This is a genomic window from Streptomyces afghaniensis (assembly GCF_044327915.1).
GTDB lineage: Bacteria > Actinomycetota > Actinomycetes > Streptomycetales > Streptomycetaceae > Streptomyces > Streptomyces afghaniensis.
Map to the genome: position 1 here is coordinate 746,772 of NZ_JBIRGJ010000004.1, position 17,860 is coordinate 764,631.

Consider the following 17,860-nt stretch of genomic DNA (forward strand, 5'->3'; position numbering starts at 1 on the left):
CCTAGCGGTCGGGCGCAGCGGGCGGGTGGAGGGGCCGTCAGCCGGGGACGGCCGGCGAGGCGGCGGACGGTTCCGTCTCGGGAGGCGCGTCGGCATGCCCCTGTTCGGGGTCGAGGCGGGCCAGAAGGTAGTGGGTGAGCGCGGAGGCCGTCGGGTGGGTCCACATCACCGTGGTGGGGATGTCCAGGGCCAGTTCGCGTTGCAGGCGGTTGCGCAGGGCGATGGCCATGAGGGAGTCCAGGCCGAGCGTGACGAGGGACGTGTGGGCGTCGAACCGGTCGGTTCCCAGCCGCAGTACCGCGGCGATGTGTTCGACGACCTGGGGTTGAAGGATCCGCTGACGCCGCTGGGGACAGTCCGTCTCGCGCAGGGCTTCCAGCAGGGCGCTGCGCTTGCCGGCGGAGTCCGCACCCGCTGCCGGGGCGGCCAGTTCGGCGAAGAAGGCGGTGCGGGCGGTGTCGGGGTAGGACTCCAGCCACCGCGACAGGTCGAGGGGTGTGTAGGCAGTGCGGTCGCGGTCGTGGGAGAGGATGCGCTCCAGGGCGGCGATGCCCTCTGCGGGCGCGATCATGGCGTATCCGCGGTCCGCCATCCCGGCGCCGCGGCCGACCTCCGCCCATGGTCCCCAGTTGACGCAGGTGGCCGGCAGGCCCTGGGCCCGGCGCCAGGAGGTGAACTCGTCCAGCCAGGCGTTGGCGGCGGCGTAGGCGCCCTGCCCGGGGTTGCCCAGCAGGGACGCGGCGGAGGAGAAGTTCACCCACCAGTCCAGCTCCTGGCCCGCGGTGGCATGGTGCAGCAGCCAGGCTCCGGTCGCCTTGGGGCGCCAGACCTTCTCCAAGAGGGCGGGGGACAGATTGCCGATGGTGGCGTCCTCGACGACGGCCGCGGCATGGACGACGCCGCGCAGCGCGTGACCGGTGTGCGTGGCGGCCCGTACGAGGGAGTCGGCGACGCCCGGCTCGGCGAGGTCCCCGCACACGACCTCGACGCGGGTGCCGAAGTCGGCGGTGAGGGCGTCGAGGGCGGCACGGGTGAGCTCGGAGGGGGCGCTGCGGGAGGTGAGCACGACGGCCGCGGCGCCTCGTTCGGCCAGCCACCGGGCGACCAGGAGTCCGAGTCCGCCGAGGCCGCCCGTGACCAGGTAGCTCGCGTCGGGCCGGACGACGGGGACGTCCTCGGGGCGTACGGGCAGGATTTCGGTGCCCTCGGCGGGCCAGGTGAGGACGAGTTTGCCGGTGTGCCGGGCGGAGGCCATGGTGTGGAAGGCCGACGACGCCTCGGTGACGGGGTGTTCGGTGACGGGCAGCAGGGGCAGGGTGCCGTCAGCGAGCATGCCGGCCAGCTCGCGGTAGCCCTCGGCGAGCAGGCCCGGGTCCTGCTGCATCATCATCAGCACGTCGACGCCGGCGAAGGTGCCGTTGCGCCGGAAGGGCAGCAGCCCGAGACGGGAGTTGGCGTAGATGTCCCGCTTGCCGAGTTCGAGGAACCGGCCCCGGTGCGCCAGCAGTTCGAGACTCGCCGACTGCGCCGGGCCGGTGAGGGAGTTGAGGACGACGTCGACGCCGCGTCCCCCGGTGAGCTCGCGCACCTGGTCGGCGAAGTCCAGGGTGCGGGAGTCCATGACGTGCGCGACACCCAGGCCGCGCAGGTACGCCCGCTTGGCCTCGCTGCCCGCGGTGGCCAGCACGTCCGTGCCGCAGGCCCGCGCGAGGTTCAGCGCGGCCAGACCGGTGCCGCCGCTCGCCGAGTGGATCAGCACCTTCTCGCCCGGCCGGAGCCGGGCCAGGTGCCGCAGGGCGTACCAGGCGGTCAGGTAGGCGCACGGCAGGGCGGCGGCGTCCTGCGCGCTCACTGCGTCCGGCACCGGCAGGAGGCAGTCGGCGCGGACCGTCGCGACCGACGACATGACGGCGGACTCGGCCCGGTCCACGAACATCGCGGCGACCCGGTCGCCCTCCCGCACCTCCCGGACGCCGTCACCGACGGCGGTGACGACGCCCGCGCCGTCGAACGCGCAGACGTCCCCGCGCTCCTCGCCCGCGCTGAAGCGCTGGTAGACGCCGATGGCCTGGAGCACGTTGATGAAGTTGACGCTGGTCGCGTCGACCCGCACTTCGACCTCGCCCGGCCCGGGCCTGCGGCGGGACTGGGCGACGAACTCGAAGGAGTCCAGGTCACCGCAGCGCGCGAGGTGCAGGGCCACCCGGTCGTGGGCGCGGTCGACGGTGGTCCGCCGGCGTTCGCGTTCGTCCAGCGGGGTGTTTCGCAGCCGGGCCAGGTGACGCCTCCCGTGCCGGTAGGCGATCTCGTCCTGTTCCTCGGGGCAGGAAAGCAGTTCCGCGGCCACGTCCGCGACCGGTGTCCGCGGGCCGATGTCCAGGACGCTGGGCCGCAGTTCGGGGTGCTCGTAGCTCAGGACCCGTACGAGTCCGCGCAGACCCGCCTGTCCCAGGTCCGGCCGGTCCTCGGGCGTGACCTGCTGAGCGGTGCCGGTGACGGTCCACAGGCGCGGCGCCGTTCGGCCGCCTGCGGTGTCCGCCAGCGCGCGGGCCGTTTCCACCAGGCGGGCGACCTGCTCCCGTGCCCGGCGGTCGGGGGCCGGGGATGCGCCGCCGGGTGCCGGCAGGTACACCACCGCCTGCGGTGCCTGCCGTCCGTCCCCGGACGGCAGCACCGGTGCGGTGCCGCCCTCCAGGTCGAGCGTCCGGATGTCCACCGCGGCGCCCCGCTCCTCCAGGGCACCGCCCAGCGCCGTCGCGAACGACTCCTGCCCGGGTTCCGCCAGCAGGGTCCAGGGCCCGGTCGCCGGTCGCGGTGCGGGGGGTTCGCAGGGCTCCCAGGACGCCTGGAGCAGACGGCGGTCGAAGCGCTCCTCGGCGCTCTCGGCGGGCACGTGACGGAACTCCACCCCGGTGGCGTCCGCGACCACGGACCCGTCGTCGGCGCACAGCCGGAAGTCCGCCGTGAACCGGTCGCCGTCGATCCGCCCGAGGGTGACCAGACAGTACCCGCTGAGCGGTACCACCCCGTACAACCGCAGCGCCTCGATGCGCCGGGGCAGGATGCCTCCGACGGGCACGGCGCCGGTGCGCAGCACGGCGGCCGCGACGGCCTGGAGGCAGGTGTCCAGCGCGACGGGATGGCAGTGCAGTGCCTGCGCCCCGGCGCGGCCTTCGTCGGGTACCCGGACACGTGCCAGGAGGCGGGTGCCCGTGCGGTCGGCCGGTGTCCCGTCCGTGTGGACGGCCTGCAGGCCGAGGAACGGCGGGCCGTGGTGCACGCCGCGTTCCTCCCGCATCTGCCGGTAGACGTCCGAGGCGTCCACGGCGTGCGGGAACTCGGCCCGCAGTTGCTGCGGGTCGCAGGCCTGCGGGACGGGTTCGTCCTCGGGCGCGAGGTGCAGGCACGCCTGTGCGTGCCGGACGGAGGTTCCGTCGGGGGCCGTGCTGATCACACGCCAGCGGGCGGTGTCCGGGCCGGCCGCCTCGGCGGTGGCGGTGACGGGTGTGCCGTCGTCGGCCGGCAGCAGCAGTCGTTCCAGGTCGATGCCGGTGATGCGCAGCCGCTCCGGTCCGGCGGCGTACAGGTCGCCGGCGGCAGCCACGGCCATCTCGCACAGCGCGGCGCCGGGAACCACTGCGACGTCGTCGACGCGGTGCGCGTCCAGCCACGGAAGCGTCCTCGGCGTGACGCGGGTCTGCCACAGATGCCGGCCCTCGCCGTCGGGGTCCGTGGTGTGCGGTCCGGTGAGCGGGTGTGCGGCGGGGGAGGAGCGAGCCCCGGCCGGCTGCCGCAGCGGGGAGGGCTCGACGACGTACCGCGTGCGCTCCCAGGTGGTCGGCGGCAGGTCGGCCAGGGCGCCGTCACCGTAGCGGTCGGCCCAGTCCAGCGGGTGGCCCGCGCAGTGCAACGCCGCCACGTGGGTGTGGAACGCCAGCGTGTCGTCCGTGTCCCGCAGCAGGGAGGGCACGACCGCCGTGCCGGTGTGACCGTGCGCGGTGAGCGTGGCCTGCACCGGGTGGGCCAGCACGGGGTGGGGGCCGATCTCGACGAACAGCCGGTGACCGTCCTCGGCGGCGGCCCGCACCGCGTCGGCGAACCGCACGACCCGCCGCAGGTTGTCCGACCAGTAGGCGGCGTCGAAGGCGGCGTGTCCGCGCGGGTCGTCGGTGACGGTGCTGTAGAAGACCACGGCCGGCTGTCTGCCGGTGACGTCGGCGAGCGCCTCGGCGAGGTCGGGCAGGATGGGGTCCATGTGGGCGGTGTGCGAGGCGACGTCCACGTCGACGACGCGAATGGCCACGCCGCGCGCGTCCCACTCCTCGGCGAGGCGGCGGATGCGGTCGGCGTCGCCGCCGATGACGGTGTTCTCCGGGGACGCGACGACCGCGACGCTCACGCCCCGAGCGTCCTGTTCCGCCAGCAGCCGCTCGACCTCGGCACGGCCCAGGGCGACCGAGGCCATCAGACCCTGCCCGGCCGTCCGCAGGATCAGCCGGGACCGGCGGCAGATGACCCGTACTCCGTCCCGGACACTCAGCGCTCCCGCGGTCACCGCGGCGGCGACCTCTCCCATGGAGTGGCCGATCACGGCCGCCGGTTCGACGCCGTGGGACCGCCACATCGCCGCCAGGCCCAACTGGATGGCGAAGATCACCGGCTGGACCCGGTCGAACCCGGTCACCACCTCGGGGCGGCGCAGGGTCTGACGCAGGGAGAGGCCGGACTCCTCGGCCACGAGGGGTTCCAGTTCGTCGATGACACCGGTGAACTCCGGGTCCCGGTCCAGCAGTCGCCGGCACATGCCCGCCCACTGCGAACCGTGCCCCGAGAAGACCCACACCACGCCCTGCCCGGCGTCCGGCACCGCCCTGCCGGTCGCCACCCCGGTGGAAGTCGCGGTTCCGGCCGCCAGTTCCTCCAGGCGCGCCACCAGTTCGGACCGGTCGGCGGCGACGACGGCAGCACGTTCCCGGGAGGGCGAGCGACGCACGGCGAGCGTGTGGGCCACATCGCCCAGCGGCACCTGCGACCCCTCTCCCGCCAGCCACCGGGCCAGACGGCCGGCCGCGGACCGCAGGGCCACGGGCGTGCCGGCGGACAGCGGGAACAGCCGCAGCACGTCCTCACCCCTGGCCGGGCTGGACCCTCCGGACGGAACAGGACGGGCCGCGCGCCGGCCGGGGGAGGGCGCGGGAGGCTGCTCCAGCACGACGTGGGCATTGGTGCCGCTGATCCCGAAGGAGGACACCGCGGCCAGCCGGGTGCCCTGCCGCACCGGCCATTCCGTAGTGTCGGTGGGCACGAACAGCCGGGTGCCGCTGGGGTCGATCTGCGGGTTCCAGTCGCGGAAGTGCAGGCTGGCCGGGACCATGCCGTGCCGCAGGGAAGCGACGGCCTTCAGCAGGCCCGCAACGCCCGACACCGGTTCGGTGTGTCCGATGTTCGTCTTCACCGACCCCAGCGCGCACCGGTCGCGGCCCTTGCCGTAGACCGCGGCCACCGCGGCGAACTCGATGGGGTCCCCCACCGCTGTGCCCGGGCCGTGCGCCTCCACCATGCCCACGTCACCGGCCTCGACGCCCGCGCGCCGTAGAGCCAGACGGTAGAGGTCGATCTGTGCGGGCTCCGAGGGCGCGCTCAGCCGAGTGCCCCGCCCGTTCTGGTTGACCGCCGTGCCGCGCACCACCGCCAGTACCCGGTCCCCGTCCCGTACCGCGTCCGCAAGGCGCTTGAGCACCACCACACCGCAGCCCTCCCCCCGGACGTAGCCGTCGGCGGCGGCGTCGAAGGCGTGGCAGCGACCGGTGGGAGAGAACACCCCCCACAGCGCCGGGGCGATGACGCCCTCCGGCCCCAGCGTCAGCATGACGGCCCCGGCCAGGGCGACGTCCGACTCGCCCGTCGCCAGGCTCTGGCAGGCTGAGTGCACGGCGACGAGCCCGGACGCGCAGGCGCTCTCCACCACGACCTGAGGACCCCTCAGATTGAGCATGAACCCCACGCGGCCCGGCCCGATGCTGTCGAAACCCGTGTACATCGCGTAGGCGTTGACCTCGTCCAGAGGCCGCTGCACACGCAGCATGTAGTCCTTCTGGTAGATCCCGAAGAACATGCCCGTCGGCGTGCCCGACAGCCGCTGGGCCGGAATACCGGCGTGCTCGATGCCCTCCCAGACCACTTCGGACAGCAACCGGTGCTCCGGATCGACCCAGGGCGCTTCCTGCGCGTTGATACCGAAGAACTCCGGCTCGTAGGCGTAGACGTCGTCGTCCAGGAAGCAGCCGTAGCGCAGCCGGGCCGCGACCTGCGCCGGAAGACCGGCCAGCTCGGCCTGTTCCCACCGCTCGGCGGGCACCTCCCGCACCGTCTCCCGCCGCGCCATCAACAACCGCCACAGCGAGGTCAGGGAGCGGACGGCACCGGGAAACCGACAGGCGGCTCCGACGACCGCGATCGGTTCGCTCCGACCCGCTCCGGGCTCCGCGACGCCGGGTTGCACATGCATGGGGGTCCGTCCTTCACCACGAGGAAACTGGGAGGCGGCCGGCTTGGGGCACGCACGCTCCCCACCACGACCTCAGTCGACAGGGCGAGGTACTGCCCATTTCGGCACAAGGCCGGACGTGCTCCAAGGGCGTACGGGCCGGGAACGGTAGCGCGTAGGGCCACGTCAAACGTCTCTGTGCATCGGGTTCATCCGCTTGGGCGGCCGCTTCGAGGGTTATCGGCGTCGAGACCGCGAAGGCGGGGGGTGCCGCGATCCCGGTTCGCGCTCCCGCCGCCGTGTCGGCAGGATGGGACGATGACCGAGATCCGCACACCCCGTCTCCTCCTGCGCCGATGGCTTGACGACGACCTCGTCCCCCTGTCCGAGATCCAGGCGGATCCGGTGGTGATGCGGGGCGTCGGCGACGGCAGGCCGCGGTCCTTGGAACAGACGGCCGAGGACATCGAGGTGTGGGAAGAGGAGTGGGACGAGGAAGGCTTCGGGATGTTCGCGGTCGAGCTCCTGGGCTCTGGTGAGTTGGCGGGTGCCGTCGGACTGTCCGTGGCCGGCACTCCGGCCGAGGTCGCAGGCCAGGTGACGATCAGCTGGCGGCTCGGGCGGGTGTTCTGGGGGCAGGGGTACGCCTCCGAAGCGGCGCACGCCACCCTGGAGTTCGCGCTGCAGGACCGCGGCCTCGACCGCGTGGCCGCAGTGTGCCGGACGGGTGACAGGGCCTCCGCGAACGTCCTCGACAAACTCGGCATGCAGGCGGAAGGCACCACACAGCACCCGGTCCACGGCCACGACCTGGCGGTATACGGCATCGACCTCACGCAGTACCAGGAGTAACAGGGTCCTCGGTCAGTCCCCAGCGCTCAATTCCCCTGGTGGCTCGGAAGCCAGGACCCTGGTGGCGAAGTTCGCCAACTGCGCCCGCGCTCTTTCCCGCGGCACGCGCTCTTGTCCGGCCAGGTGCTCGACGAGGTCCGCCCGGGTGGCAGCGAGCAGGGCGTGGGCGGTGAAGTCGCTGTCGGTGAGGCCGGGGACCTGTTCCAGTACGGCTCGGAGCAAGCCGTGCCACCGCTCGTAGTGCTCCGCCTGGTAGGGGCTGCCGTTCCCGCTCTCCTCCAGGGCCAGGGCGAGGCGCCGGTTGTCGAGTTTGAAGCACAGGAGGGCATCGAGCAGGGCGGGCACGCGCTGCTGCGGTGGGGTGCCCGGCCCCAGGGGCGGCGGGCCGGCTTCGGCGGCCTCCCGGACCGGTTCGAGCCGCGCCTCGTACAGCGCGCGGAGCAGCCCGGCGCGATCGCCGAAGGCTCGGAAGAGCGTGCCCTTGCCGACCCCGGCCGCTTCGGCGACGTCGGCCATGGTGACGTCCTCGGGACGTCCGCACCGCGCGAAGAGGGCGTCGGCGGCCGCGAGCACGGCCTCCCGGTTGCGGACGGCGTCCTTGCGGGCCTTGCGCTCGGCCATGCTGCTCCTCCACTTGAAAAGCGGACCGCTGGTCCGTATCTTCAAAACGGACCCGAGGTCCGGATTCTATGAGATGGAGGATACCCATGCCCGAGCCGACTTCTCCGGCGGAGCTCTACCGCCACAGCTTGCGGCTGCTACTGGACAAGGACATCGCCGGCTGGGTCGGCCTGTGGGCCGAGGACGGCGTGATGGAGTTCCCCTTCGCCCCTGAGGGCTGGCCCCGGCGTCTGGAGGGCAAGGACGCCGTCGCGGCCTACATGCGCCACTACCCCGACCACATCGACCTGCACGACTTCCCCGCCCTGCGGATCCACCAGACCACCGATCCCGAGACCGTCGTGGTCGAGATGCGCGGCGTCGGCCGCCTGGTGGAGACTGACGCTCCCTTCGACATGACCTACATCGCGGTCGTGACCGTTCGCGACGGGCACATCACCTCCTACCGCGACTACTGGAACCCCCTCGCCGTCCTCGAACTCGGTACCGACTTCGCAGGGAGCCGCCGATGACCACCGCCGGCACCACTTTGGTCATCGGCGCCACCGGCACCACCGGCAGCCGCACCGCCGCACGACTGACGACCGCCGGGCACCGCGTCAAGGCCGCCAGCCGCCGGGCAGGCTCGCTTGCCGGCGCCGAACCGGTCCGCTTCGACTGGTACGACCCCGCCACCCATGCCGCCGCCCTCGACGGAGTCGACCGCGTCTACCTCATCCCACCCCTGGGGGACGCCGACCCCGCGGCGATCATGCTGCCGTTCCTCCATCGGGCCCGCACCGCCGGCGTGCAGCGCGCGGTGCTGCTGAGCTCCTCCGCCATCCCCGAGGGCGGCCCGGCGGTGGGAACGGTGCACCAGGCCCTGCCCGATCTGTTCGAGCAGTGGGCGGTATTGCGGCCCTCGTGGTTCATGCAGAACTTCACCGGCACGCACGCCCACGCCCGCAGCATTCGCGACGACGGCGCCATCTGGACCGCCACCGAAGGCGGCCGGGTCGGCTTCGTCGACGCCGAGGACATCGCGGCCGTCGCCGTCCGCGCCCTGACCGACGAGCAGGCCCCCAACACCGATCTCGTCATCACCGGGCCCGAGGCACTCAGCCACGACGACATCGCCGCGATCATCACCGAGGTCACCGGTCGGACCGTGGTCCACCGCCGTCTGTCCTACGAGCAGATGCGCGATCGTCTCACGGCGGAGGTCCCGGTGGAGTTCGCCGCAATGCTGGCCGGCATGGACCGCGCCATCGCCGGAGGGGCGGAGGACCGCGTCACCGACACCGTCCAGCGCCTCACTGACCGGCCCTCGCAGACCTTCCGCGCATTCCTCGAACGGGAGATGCGAGGCGGCAGTCAGCGGCTGTGAACAGAGCCCGGCTCAGGCCCGCGCGCCGCCGTCGACCCGCAGGACCGTGCCGGTCACGTAGGAGGAACGGTCGCTGAGGAGCCAGGCGGCGGCTTGCGCGATCTCCTGCGGGTCGGCCGCGCGGCGCAGCGGGGTGTGCGCCGTGAGTCGCTCTCGGAGGCCGGGGGAGGCCTGCTCCCAGGTGCGGATCATCTCGGTCGGTGTCTGGCCGGGGGCGATGGCGTTGACGCGGATGCCTTCCGGGCCGTAGGTGACGGCGGCCGACTCGGTGAGGCTGTTGACCGCTCGTTTCATCGCGCCGTAGGCGGGCAGCTCGGGGTTGCCCATCAGGCTGCCGACGGATGAGTTGTTGACGATCGCGCCCGTCCCGGCTGTGGTTCGGATGGCGGCGATCTCGGCGACCATGGCCAGCCAGACGCCCTTGAGGTTCACGTCGTAGATGCGGTCGAAGTCGGCCTCCGGCATCTGGTCCATCGGACCCGGCTGCTGGATCGTCGCGCCGTTGTTGAAGGCGATGTCGAGCCGGCCGTACAGGTGCACGGCGCGGTCCACGGCGGCGCGCACGGCGGACGCGTCGGCCAGGTCGCACACCACGTACTCCGCGGTGCCGCCGGCCGCCCGGATCTCCTCGGTCACCGTCTTCAGCTGGGCCTCCGTCCGGGCCGCCAGCAGTACTCGCGCGCCCTCGTCGGCGAAGAGCCGGGCCGCGGCGGCTCCGATGCCGCGGCCGGCACCGGTGATGAAGGCGACCTTGCCGGCCAGCAGGCCGAGGGCGGCAGGGGCGGTGGATGGGCTGGTTGCAGGTGTGTTGTCCATGGCAGCGAGCCTGCGCCCGTCCGCGAAGCGGAGCCAGGCACCGACGGTACCTGGCTGAGCCCGCCGACGTCCGTACACACTGGGCATGTGGATCGACAAGAACTGGCGAACTTCCTGCGCAGCCGACGGGAGCGGATCACCCCTGCCGAGGTCGGTCTGCCCGTCGGCCCCCGCCGCCGCACCCTGGGGCTGCGCCGCGAGGAGGTGGCGCAGCTGGCGTTCATCTCGACCGAGTACTACACGCGGCTGGAGCAGGCACGGGCACCGCACCCGTCGTACGAGGTGCTGGCCGGACTGGCACGGGCCCTGCGCCTGTCGGACGCCGAACGTGACCATCTCCACCACCTCGCCGGTGCCCCGCCGCTCCCGTCGGCAGGGCCCTCGCGCGAGGTACGGCAGAGCATCCTCGACCTGCTGCACCGACTGCCGCAGGCCGCGGCAACCGTGACGTCCGCGACCTTCGAGGTACTCGCCTGGAACGATCTGGCGGCAGCCCTGATGGAGGACTTCTCCGCCCTGCCGCGACGCGACCGCAATCTTGTCCGCCGTGCCTTTCTCGGGCCGCACACGCACGGTCAGCGGCTGTACGGAGTGTCGGACGCGGACGCGTTCGCCCGCAACTCCACGCAACGGCTGCGCGCCACCGCCGCCCGCTACCCCGACGATGCGGAGGTGGCCGAGCTGGTGGCCGAACTCCTCGACGGGAGCGAAGAGTTCACCCGCCTGTGGGAGTCCCACGACGTGTCCGCCGAGCCCACCCTGTGCAAGACCTTCCAGCACCCGGTGGTCGGCCCGGTCACCGTCAACTGCGACGTCCTCGACATCACGGACCGCGACCAGCAGGTCGTGATCTACACCGCGGCCCCGGGCTCGTCCTCCGAAGAGGCGCTACGCCTGCTGTCGGTCATCGGCACACAGCGCATGGACGCCACCCACTGAGGCCAGGTCGGCGACTTGATATGCAAGTGAACAGTTGCCTATCGTGTGGTCGTGGCCGATGACCTTTTCAAAGCTTTGGCCGACCCCACCCGCCGCACCATCCTCGACGAGCTCACGGAGAAGTCCGGACAGACGCTGTTCGAGATCTGCTCCCGACTGAGCATGAAGCACCAGCTCGGCATCTCGCGCCAAGCGGTCTCCCAGCACCTCGCCGTGCTGGAGGCTGCCGGGCTCGTCGAGACCAGGCGGGAGGGCCGCTACAAGTTCCACGAGCTGAACACAGCCCCGCTGCGGCAGATCACCGAGCGGTGGCTGGTGGCCGATACGTCCGGACCGGAGAAGAGCACTCCATGAAGATCCATCTGACCAGCGTTTTCGTTGACGACCAGGCCAAGGCCGAGCGCTTCTACACCGAGATTCTCGGCTTCGTGAAGAAGCACGACGTCCCGGTGGGCGAGAAGGACCGGTGGCTGACCGTCGTCTCACCCGACGAGCCCGACGGCACCGAACTCCTCCTGGAGCCCGCCGGCCACCCGGCCGTCAAGACCTTCCGCGACGCACTCGTCGAGGAGGGCATCCCACTCGCCCAGTTCGCCGTCGACGACGTGAAGGCGGAGTACCAGCGCCTGCGCGGCCTCGGAGTCCGCTTCACCCAGGAACCCCTGGAGATGGGCCCCGTCACCACCGCCGTCTTCGACGACAGCTGTGGAAACCTGATCCAGATCGCCACCAAGCCGCAGTAGGCGTTCCTCGCAACCCGGACGGACACGAGCACCGGCCGGCCGGTGGTCGGCCTCGCGGCCGCTTCCTACGATCGAAGGAGGACCCGAAGAGGGAGCAGGGGCATGGACACCACCGAGATGCGGCGCCTCTTCGAAGCCCACCGCGAGGCGGAGACGGCACGGGACATCGACGGCATTCTCAGGACGTTCGTCGAGGACTGCTTCCTCGAGACGAAGGCGCTCGGGCTGCGCAGCCGGGGAAGAGACGCGGTGCGCGCCGCGTACCAGCAGCAGTACTTCACCGCGTTCCCGGACCTCGCTCCCGAGGACGAGGGCATCACCTTCGGCGATGGCGTCATGGCCGTATGGGGGACCCTGCGCGGCACCAGCCGCGGGGTGTGGCTCGGGGTACCGCCCGGAGGGGGCGCCTTCGAGGTGCCCTTCGCCAACGTCGTCCCCTTCCAGGACGGGCTGATGGCGGGCGAGGCGATCTACTTCGACCTGGCCACCCTGTGCGAGCAGGCCGGTATCCCGCTGGACCGGATCAGGGCCGCCGCGGCGGCGCGCCGGGCGGGTAGGGCCGCAGCCACCGAGTGACCCGCCCGGCATATGCAGTGTCCTCAGCGTCTCATCGGACAGGCCGTTCGGAAATTGTCGGAAGAACCTTCTCAGCGATGTCGAGGAGAACGCTGTCGTTCGGGAGGGCTCCGGACGTGCTCCACACGGTGATCTCGTAGTAGCCGCCCCGATCATCACGGTCGAGGGCCACGGACAGCGTCCTGGCCAGGGGGCCCTGTTCGACCGGTCCGCCGGATCCGCCACTCCCGAGGTCGATCTCGATCTTCATGGTGTGATCCGAGGAGAAGACCGCGGGCCGACCGAGAACCGTCAGCGTCTTCGTGTCCTCCGCATCCCCGAACTTCATCAGCTTCACGTACTGCTCGGTCGTCAGCTCGTTGTACGTGGCCGAGACGTTCACGGTGTACGTGTCGAACGTGACCTCCGCCTCCGGCTGGGCGACCTTCCCGTCCGTCAGGGGTGCGGTGTTGCTGGTGCCGGAAGCAGTGGTCGCGGTCTCCGCAGGCGTTCCGAGGAGCTTGGCCAGGTCCGGCCGGTTGAGCGCCTTGCACAGCTCTTCACCGGTCACGGGCTGGGGCTTGTGTTGGTAGGCCTTCGGCAGTTCCCCGTGTTCTCCGTCCGAACACGAGGCGGGCTGCGGGGTGCTGTCGTCGGACGGCACCACGCGCGGGGCCAACCACAGCGCGGCCGCGAGTGCCCCGAACACGGCCACGGCCGCGATGGCCTGGCCCCATGCGTTGGGCTCCTTCTCCGGAGTGGCCGGGCCGGGACGCGGCTCAGTACCGGCCTGGGCCACGGTTTGGACTTGCGTTTGCACACTCGGGTTCCGGCGTGCGCGCAGGGCCCGCATCACCGTGTAGACGCGTATCGCGGTGAAGACGAGGAACACCACGCCGATACCGGCCGCGACCCGATCGTGATCGCGGACGGCGAGATACATGATGCGTACGCCGAGAACGGACCCGACCGCGATGAGCAAGGGCTCGCGGACCCAGAACGGCAGGAGACGGAGAAGGAAACCGAGCATCCGGTGATCTCACCAGGAGAAGACCACATCCGCCGTGGTGGAAGCCACAGTTCCGGGCACGTGCGGGGCCTGCCGCCGACGGAGTGGCCCGCCTGGCCCGCGCCGGCCTGATCCGCATGCTCGACCTGCTCGGCGACACCCCGGCCCTTGTCCTGTCCGACCTGGGCGAGGTCCTCGCCCAGAACCGGGCCGCCCGCCTGCTCACCGGCAACCACACGGGCTTCTCCGGCGACCGCCGCTATGCCGTGTACCGCTGGTTCACCGACCCCGCGGCCCGCGCCGTCACCCCGCCCGAGGAGCGAGAACGCCACGCCCGCCGGCTCGTGGCCGACCTGCGCGCGGCCGTCGGCCGCCGGACCGGCGACTCCACGGTCGCCGGACTCGTCGACCGGTTGCAGGCCGCGAGCGCCGGCTTCCGCCGGCTCTGGCCGAGCACGAGGTGGCGGTCCGGCGTGCCGACCGCAAGACCCTGCTGCATCCGCGGGTCGGCCGCCTGGCGCCCGACCAGGGCCAGCAGCTTCTGGTGCTCACCCCGGCGGACGCCGAGACCAGCGAGCGGCTTGAGTTGCTGCGGGTCATCGGTGTCGAGACATTCACCCCGGGGCCGACGGACCCGATGACACGGTGAAGCGGCTGGCCATCGCCGTGGACGACCAGGCGCCCGCTGACAGCTGTGTCAGCCGCCTGCGAGTTGTGCCGTGAGGTGGGCCGTGCCCGCGGATACGGCGAGAAGAGTGCCGAGCGCCGTCCGCTCGGCCGACACCGACGATGCGGTGTCGCCTGATTCCGCCCGCGCTCCGACCAGCAGCACCTGCCACGGCCCCGGCACCTCGTGCGCGTCGACGGTGACCGTGTCGCCGCGTCGGGTCGTCCGGAAGACGGCCGACGAGCCGTCCCGGGTGCCCGGGGCCGGGATCCGTGTCACGACCGTCGCACCGTCGACGGGCGCGTGGACCCGCAGGGTCACCCCGTGCGCCCAGTCGTACTCCGCCGCGTCGTCGCTCTCGCCGTAGGGGATGACCGAGCCGGGCCGGGCCAGCAGGGGCAGGCTGTCGTAGCTGTACCGCTCGCGCCGCCAGCCCGGCCCTTGGACCTGTGCGCCCGACAACAGATGCGTCCAGGTGCCGTCCGGGACGTAGTACTCGACGACGCCTTCGGCAGAGAACACGGGGGCGACGAGCAGGTCGTCGCCGAGCATGTACTGCCGGTCGAGGGTGTGGCAGGCCGGGTCGTCGGGGAACTCCAGGACCATCGCCCGCATCATCGGCGTGCCGCGCTCGGCGGCCTGCTGTGCCGCACGGAACAGGTAGGGCATGAGCCGGTGCTTGAGCCGGGTGAAGTCGCGGGTGACCGCGACCGCCTCCTCGTCGTAGTCCCACGGCACCCGGTACGACTTGCTGCCGTGCAGCCGGCTGTGTGACGACAGCAGCCCGAACTGCACCCAACGCTTGAACACCTCGGGCGTCGGCGTGCCCTCGAAACCGCCGATGTCATGGCTCCAGAAGCCGAACCCGGACAGGCCGAGCGACAGCCCGCCGCGCAGAGACTCGGCCATCGCGCCGAAGTGCGACTCGCAGTCGCCGCCCCAGTGCACCGGGAACTGCTGTCCGCCCGCTGTCGCCGAGCGGGCGAAGAGCACGGCCTCACCGGCGCCCCGGGCCTCGCTCAGCACCTCGAAGACCGTCTCGTTGTAGAGCTGTGTGTAGTAGTTGTGCATGCGCTCCGGGTCTGAGCCGTCGTGCCAGACCACATCGGTCGGGATCCGCTCGCCGAAGTCGGTCTTGAAGCAGTCGACGCCCTGCGCGGTGAGCGCGCGCAGCTTGCTCGCGTACCACTGGCGCGCGTCCGGGTCGGTGAAGTCGACCAGGGCCATGCCGGCCTGCCACAGGTCCCACTGCCACACGTCGCCGTTGGCCTTGCGGACCAGATAACCGTGCCGTTTGGCCTCCGCGAACAGCGCGGACTTCTGTGCGATGTACGGGTTGATCCACACCGACACACGCAGGCCGTGCTCCTCCTTCAGCCGGCGCAGCATGCCCTCGGGGTCCGGGAAGACCTCCGGGTCCCAGATGAAGTCGCACCACTGGTACTCGCGCATCCAGAAGCAGTCGAAGTGGAAGACGCCCAGCGGGATGTCGCGCTCGGCCATACCGCGCACGAACCGGATCACCGTCTCCTCGTCGTACGAGGTCGTGAACGACGTCGACAGCCACAGCCCGAACGACCAGGCCGGCGGCAGCGCCGGGCGGCCGGTCAGCGCCGTGTAGCGGTCCAGGACGTCCTTGGGCGTCGGACCGTACACGACGAAGTACTCCAGCGACTGGTCCTCGACGCTGAACTGCACCTGCCCGACGGCCTCCGAGTCGACCTCGTAACTCACCCTGCCGGGGTGGTTCACGAAAACGCCGTAGCCGCGGTTGGTGAGGTGGAAGGGGACGTTCTTGTACGCCTGCTCGCTCGCGGTGCCGCCGTCGGCCTGCCAGATGTCCACGCTCTGGCCGTTCTTCACGAACGGCGTGAACCGTTCACCGAGCCCGTACACCGACTCGCCGACATCGAGCGTCAGTTGGGCCAGCGAGTAGTGGCTGCCGTCGCCCGTGACCGCGAAGCCGGTGCCGCGTGCCTTCGCTGAGGTGAGAACACGCCCGTTCGCGGTGAAGTCCAGTCGCCACGGGGCCGCGGTGTCCACGCGCAGGGACAGCTCCCCGGCCGTGAGTTCCAGCAGCGAGCCCTCCCGGGCGACCCTTGCCGCGTGGCCGGCTTCGGTGTGCAGCGCGAACTCCGGGCCGCGCTCGGCAGCGCCCGCGTGGTGGGTGGAACGGATGCCGATCACGCCTGCGGCAGGAGACCAGCACTCGACGGTCAGCAGCGGGCTGTTGAGGGTCTGGCCGCGGCGCGTGACGTGCCGCACGGGCGCGTAGAGCGTGAACCGGTCCTCGTCGACGCGGACGTCGGTGACCTCCGCGGCGTACGACGCCCGGACGCCTTCGCGCATCATCCAGTAGCCGTCGGTGAACTTCATCGAGGCTCCTCACCAGGGGCGGTACGGGCGCGGTGGGCGGCGATCAGCCGCTGGTACCAGCGGTAGCTGTCCTTGGGTGTGCGTACTTGCGAGTCGTAGTCGACCCGGACGATGCCGAAGCGCTGGCCGTAGCCGCGGGCCCACTCGAAGTTGTCCAGCAGCGACCACACGTAGTAGCCGCGCACGTCGACGCCCGCGCGCAGGGCGGCGGCGAGCGCGTCCAGATGGCTGTGGAGGTAGTCGACCCGCTCCGAGTCGCGGACCCGGCCGTCGGCGTCGACGGTGTCCGCCTCCGCCGAGCCGTTCTCGGTGATCAGGAGCGGCGGCAGCGCGGGATAGCGCTCGGCCAGGTCCACCAGCAGGTCCGTGAACGTGTGCGGGACGACGGGCCAGCCCATGGTGGTGTGGCGGACATCGTCGCGCCAGGTCTCCTCGGCCCGGACGTCGACCGCGGTGCGGGTGGCCGGGTCCGCGTCGCGGTACGGGGCGTCGGAGACGGTGATCGGGCGGTAGTAGTTGATGCCGACGAAGTCGAGCGGTGCTCCGATGAGGTCGAGGTCGCCGTCGATGCGGTACGAGCCGTCGCCGGAGGGCAGCAACTCGCCCCAGGTCTCGGCTTCGTGCTCCGGGTAGCGCCCGGCGAACAGCGGCTCGAACCACACGCCGTTGTGGAGCGTCTCGACGCGGCGTACGGCGGCCAGGTCGGCGGGGGAATCCGTGGCCGGCAGCAGCCGGTCGGGGTTGAGCGTGATGCCCACCTCCCGTGCCCCCGCGGCGCGCAGGGAGTGCACGGCCAGCCCGTGGCCGACGAGTAGATGGTGTGCGGCGGCGAGCGCGCCGCGGCCCTCACGGGCGCCCGGGGCGTGGGCCCCCGCCGCGTAGCCGACGAAGGCGCTGCAGAAGGGCTCGTTGAGCGTGATCCAGCGGTCCACCCGGTCGCCGAGCCGGGCGGCGACCACCCCGGCGTACTCGGCGAACCGCTCCGCCGTCTCGCGTACCCGCCAGCCGCCCCGGTCCTCCAGGCCCTGAGGCAGGTCCCAGTGGTAGAGGGTGGCGGCGGGCGAGATGCCGGAGGCCAGCAGTTCGTCGACGAGCCGGTCGTAGAAGTCGAGCCCGGCCGTGTTGGCGGGGCCGGAGCCGGTCGGCTGGATACGCGGCCAGGCGATGGAGAAGCGGTAGCTGTCCACGCCCAGCTCGCGCAGCAGCCCGATGTCCTCGCGGTAGCGGTGGTAGTGGTCGCAGGCGACGTCACCGGTGGCACCGTCCGCGACGCGCCCGGGCTCACGGCAGAAGGTGTCCCAGATGGACGGGCCTCTGCCGTCCTCGTCGTACGCGCCCTCGATCTGGTAACTGGCCGTGGCGGCACCGAAGAAGAAGCCGGCGGGGAACTCGGGGAACCCGGTGGACTCGGAGAAACTCACAGGAGCAA

At 71.7% G+C, this 17,860-nt stretch carries 13 protein-coding genes and 1 pseudogene; 8 read left to right on the forward strand and 6 right to left on the reverse strand.

What is annotated here, in order from left to right:
* Nucleotides 1-37: 37 nt before the first annotated feature.
* Complete coding sequence (locus ACH4G3_RS17890) at nt 38-6,508, reverse strand: SDR family NAD(P)-dependent oxidoreductase (RefSeq protein WP_397625364.1); 6,471 nt, start codon at nt 6,506-6,508, stop codon at nt 38-40.
* A gap of 297 nt (nt 6,509-6,805) precedes the next feature.
* On the opposite strand from ACH4G3_RS17890, the gene ACH4G3_RS17895 reads away from it, so the two are divergent.
* Complete coding sequence (locus tag ACH4G3_RS17895; protein ID WP_397625365.1) at nt 6,806-7,339, forward strand: GNAT family N-acetyltransferase; 534 nt, start codon at nt 6,806-6,808, stop codon at nt 7,337-7,339.
* A 12-nt stretch (nt 7,340-7,351) separates the two neighbouring features.
* Here the strand turns inward: ACH4G3_RS17895 and ACH4G3_RS17900 are convergent, their stop codons facing one another.
* Nucleotides 7,352-7,960: a TetR/AcrR family transcriptional regulator gene (locus tag ACH4G3_RS17900; protein WP_397625366.1), complete on the reverse strand. Its 609-nt coding sequence runs from the start codon at nt 7,958-7,960 to the stop codon at nt 7,352-7,354.
* Between the two features lie 86 nt (nt 7,961-8,046).
* Here ACH4G3_RS17900 and ACH4G3_RS17905 point away from each other — a divergent pair, with 86 nt between their 5' ends.
* Nucleotides 8,047-8,472, forward strand: a complete 426-nt coding sequence (locus ACH4G3_RS17905) for a nuclear transport factor 2 family protein (RefSeq protein WP_397625367.1) — start codon at nt 8,047-8,049, stop codon at nt 8,470-8,472.
* Entirely contained in the window at nt 8,469-9,326 is an 858-nt protein-coding gene (locus ACH4G3_RS17910; RefSeq protein WP_397625368.1) for an NmrA family NAD(P)-binding protein, read from the forward strand. The genes ACH4G3_RS17905 and ACH4G3_RS17910 overlap by 4 nt, the downstream gene beginning before the upstream one ends.
* Before the next feature lie 12 nt (nt 9,327-9,338).
* Here the strand turns inward: ACH4G3_RS17910 and ACH4G3_RS17915 are convergent, their stop codons facing one another.
* Entirely contained in the window at nt 9,339-10,142 is an 804-nt protein-coding gene (locus ACH4G3_RS17915) for an SDR family NAD(P)-dependent oxidoreductase (RefSeq protein WP_397625369.1), read from the reverse strand.
* A gap of 87 nt (nt 10,143-10,229) precedes the next feature.
* Between ACH4G3_RS17915 and ACH4G3_RS17920 the strand changes: the two genes are divergently transcribed.
* From ACH4G3_RS17920 to ACH4G3_RS17935, 4 genes are all read left to right on the forward strand, one after another.
* Nucleotides 10,230-11,081: a helix-turn-helix transcriptional regulator gene (locus ACH4G3_RS17920; RefSeq protein WP_397625370.1), complete on the forward strand. Its 852-nt coding sequence runs from the start codon at nt 10,230-10,232 to the stop codon at nt 11,079-11,081.
* Between the two features lie 51 nt (nt 11,082-11,132).
* Nucleotides 11,133-11,435, forward strand: coding sequence for an ArsR/SmtB family transcription factor (locus ACH4G3_RS17925; protein WP_243382040.1), 303 nt, complete (start codon nt 11,133-11,135; stop codon nt 11,433-11,435).
* Nucleotides 11,432-11,824 (forward strand): VOC family protein, encoded by a 393-nt coding sequence (locus ACH4G3_RS17930; RefSeq protein WP_354749045.1) that lies wholly within the window; start codon nt 11,432-11,434, stop codon nt 11,822-11,824. The genes ACH4G3_RS17925 and ACH4G3_RS17930 overlap by 4 nt, the downstream gene beginning before the upstream one ends.
* Before the next feature lie 102 nt (nt 11,825-11,926).
* On the forward strand, nt 11,927-12,400 hold the full coding sequence (locus tag ACH4G3_RS17935) for an ester cyclase (RefSeq protein WP_397625371.1): 474 nt from the start codon (nt 11,927-11,929) through the stop codon (nt 12,398-12,400).
* Nucleotides 12,401-12,431: 31 nt separating this feature from the next.
* On the opposite strand, the gene ACH4G3_RS17940 is transcribed toward ACH4G3_RS17935, so the two are convergent.
* The gene (locus ACH4G3_RS17940; protein WP_397625372.1) at nt 12,432-13,409 is read right to left on the reverse strand and encodes a DUF6215 domain-containing protein; all 978 of its coding nucleotides are present in this window, start codon (nt 13,407-13,409) and stop codon (nt 12,432-12,434) included.
* A 68-nt stretch (nt 13,410-13,477) separates the two neighbouring features.
* On the opposite strand from ACH4G3_RS17940, the pseudogene ACH4G3_RS17945 reads away from it, so the two are divergent.
* Nucleotides 13,478-14,037, forward strand: a pseudogene (locus ACH4G3_RS17945) (MmyB family transcriptional regulator); the annotation flags it as partial.
* Nucleotides 14,038-14,085: 48 nt separating this feature from the next.
* Here the strand turns inward: ACH4G3_RS17945 and yicI are convergent.
* The gene (gene yicI, locus ACH4G3_RS17950; RefSeq protein WP_397625373.1) at nt 14,086-16,431 is read right to left on the reverse strand and encodes an alpha-xylosidase; all 2,346 of its coding nucleotides are present in this window, start codon (nt 16,429-16,431) and stop codon (nt 14,086-14,088) included.
* Nucleotides 16,428-17,852, reverse strand: a complete 1,425-nt coding sequence (locus tag ACH4G3_RS17955) for a GH1 family beta-glucosidase (RefSeq protein WP_397625374.1) — start codon at nt 17,850-17,852, stop codon at nt 16,428-16,430. The genes yicI and ACH4G3_RS17955 overlap by 4 nt, the downstream gene beginning before the upstream one ends.
* Nucleotides 17,853-17,860 lie beyond the last annotated feature (8 nt).